We start from the raw sequence: 2,612 nt of genomic DNA, 5'->3' as shown, positions 1-2,612 counted from the left end.
GTGTTAGGGACGGGGCGGGTGCGGGAGTGGCTTCCTTGCGGGGCGCTCAGGCCATCCAGAAGAAGACCGCCGTCATGCGCTTGTCCTCCAGGGTCGTCCCGCAGTAACCCGTCGCGCTGTGCACGAGGTTGGCGTTGTAGAGGAGGAGGCGGTTGTACTTGTGGGGGACGCGTACGTCCTCCTCGAAGGCGTCGGGGGCGACGAAGCGGGTGCCGAGGGCGTCGACGAGGTTGTTGTGGGGGGCCTGGACGACGTTGCCGCCGAGCCGGCCGCCGGGCAGGGACTGGCGGTAGAACGCCGTACCGCAGTCCTTGGGAGCTACGGGGTTGAGGTACAGGACGGCCGCGTACCGGCACAGCGACCGCGAGTCGGTGTGCGGCCGGGGCTCGCTCTCGCCCTCCCCGACGACCTGCACGCAGTTGTGGTTGAGGGTGCCGCCGCCGGGCGCCTCCTGCACCCACAGCTTCCGCGCCCCGGTCGCCCGCATCACCAGCCGTTCCACGCGGGCGAGTTCACCGGGCTGGAGCCCCGGCATGGCCCGCAGCCCCGGCCAGGTCTCGGAGGTGTACGGGTACCCCCTGACCCAGTCCTCGTGGGCGAGGCACCGTTCCCGTACGGCGTCCACCTCAGGTATGACGTCGTCGATCACCCAGTAGTCCCGGCCCTTGGTCGGCTTCCGGTAGGGCAGTACGGGCAGCTGCGGCGCGCGTGGCTGTGGGGGCATGCGGCGAATGTAAGACCGGGGTAAGCAAGTGCTCGCCCACGTTTTGCCCAAACCCAGCCCAAGAAACTTTTTGCCACCCCGGTGAGTCGCAGGCCGTTCCCGTCCGTACTCCTGTACGTCCGATCCCGCCGCCCCCGCGCGGCGGGCTCCCCGACCGGGCAGGAGGCACGGTGCGCTTTTCACGCAACGCGATGGGAACTCTCTTCGTGGGCGGTGCCCTGAGCCTGACTCTCGCCGCACTCGCCTACCCATCGATGCTGGGTGTCAGCACCGTCTCGAAGTCCGGTGACCGGATCATCGCCAACACCCAGTGGGGGCCGTTGACCGAAGGGGAACGCGACTTCGTGGTCAAGGTGCGCGCGGCGGGACTGTGGGAGTACCCCCTCGGCCAGATCGGTGTGCAGAAGGGCAGTTCTCCGGCCGTCGTCACGGCGGGCCAGCACCTCATCGACGGCCACGCCGCGCTGGACACGACCTGCCGCAAGATCGCCCCGATGCTGAACATCACGCTGCCCAACGTGGCGAGCCCTCAGCAACAGGGCTTCGTGAGCCAGCTCCAGTCGGAGAACGGCGCGAAGTTCGACACCGACTACGCCAACATCCTGCGCATGACGCACGGTTCGATCTTCAACACGATCGCGAAGATCCGCTCCACCACCAAGAACACCCTGATCCGGGCGCTGGCGGACCAGGCGAACGACACCGTCCTCGACCACATCACGGTGATGGAACAGACCGGTCTCGTCGACTACAACCAGACCATCTTCCAGCAGACGACTCCGCCGAAACTGCCCGACTCCGACATGACGCCGCCTCCCCCGATCCCCGGGGCGCCCATGGTCGTCCTCACCCCGCCGCCGACCGCCACCTCGACCCCGGTCGACATCGACAAGATCGTCGGAGCCAGCGCGGGCGTCACCGCGGCGCCGAACCCGGGCGGGAACAACGGGAACAACAACGGCGGTAACAACAACGGCGGCTGACGTTCCGTTAACTCACGTTAACCACGCGCGAGTTGACAGCGTTCCCGGGCGAAGATCACGATGACTCCCGCACCCCTGGCGCACCGACCGGTCGCGCCGGGTGTCCCTCCTGGTCCGTACGGCTGCCGCAGCCCGGCAGTTGTGAGCGACCAGCCACGTGATCCGACCAACCACCCCTGGCTGTACCCGATATGACGTCGCGTCATATCAGCACGCCAAGATGGGATACGCATGTCCATAGCGAGAAGTGTCACCGCGCGCCGCCTGCTGGGGACGGGCGTCGCCTCGCTCGCCCTGTGTGCCGCCTCCGTCGCCGCCGCGTCCGGCGCGTGGGCGAGCACCGGCGGCGGGCACGGCTGGAACAACGGCGGCCAGTACCGGCCCGGCACCGGCGCGGGCGAGAAGACCGAGGCCGACCGCTGCCAGTTCTCGCTCGACGGAAACACCTTCTTCGACTCGGTGAAGGTCGACGACCAGAGCCTCAAGCCCTCCAGCGACGGCAAGGTGCACGTCACCGTGCTCGGCGCGGGCGGCACCTGCACGGTCTCCCTCGCCTCCTACCTCGCGCACGGCGCGACCTTCGCCACCTCCGGCGAGCAGGTCTTCGTCGACTTCGACACCGTCACGGTGAAGAAGGGCCAGAAGGACACGCTCGACATCGCCGTCCCGAACGCGGGCTGCTTCGCGCAGGTCGACCTCTACCGGGGCGCGGTGAAGTTCGACGGCAAGAAGGAGGCCAACGACGGCTTCGAACATGGTGAGTTGCCGAAGGGCCCGGACCGCCTGGTCATCAAGGACAAGCTGATCGCCGCCTGGAACGGCGGTACGAAGGACTGCACCGTCACCGAGCAGCCGCCGGCCTCGACGCCGCCGGTCACCCCGCCCGCCGAGCAGCCCCCGGCCAC

3 protein-coding genes are annotated in these 2,612 nt (G+C 68.5%); 2 read left to right on the top strand and 1 reads right to left on the bottom strand.

The genetic code is table 11. The features are described 5' to 3' along the window. Nucleotides 1-46: 46 nt before the first annotated feature. Nucleotides 47-724 carry a DUF6445 family protein gene (locus AOK24_RS29425; RefSeq protein ID WP_055723082.1) on the bottom strand — a complete coding sequence of 226 codons (678 nt, stop codon included), beginning with the start codon at nt 722-724 and terminating at the stop codon, nt 47-49. 206 nt (nt 725-930) lie between these two features. Between AOK24_RS29425 and AOK24_RS29420 the strand changes: the two genes are divergently transcribed. Together AOK24_RS29420 and AOK24_RS29415 are read left to right on the top strand one after the other, a co-directional pair. Continuing rightward, a complete protein-coding gene (locus AOK24_RS29420; RefSeq protein WP_055723083.1) occupies nt 931-1,707 on the top strand; it encodes a DUF4142 domain-containing protein in 777 nt (258 codons plus the stop codon). A gap of 231 nt (nt 1,708-1,938) precedes the next feature. Beyond that, a partial coding sequence (locus AOK24_RS29415) for a hypothetical protein (RefSeq protein ID WP_055723081.1) occupies nt 1,939-2,612 on the top strand: 674 nt, incomplete at its 3' end.

Origin of the sequence: Streptomyces niveiscabiei (genome assembly GCF_001419795.1) — a bacterium.
Lineage (GTDB): Bacteria > Actinomycetota > Actinomycetes > Streptomycetales > Streptomycetaceae > Streptomyces > Streptomyces niveiscabiei.
This window is presented reverse-complemented; position numbering and strand designations above follow the sequence as displayed.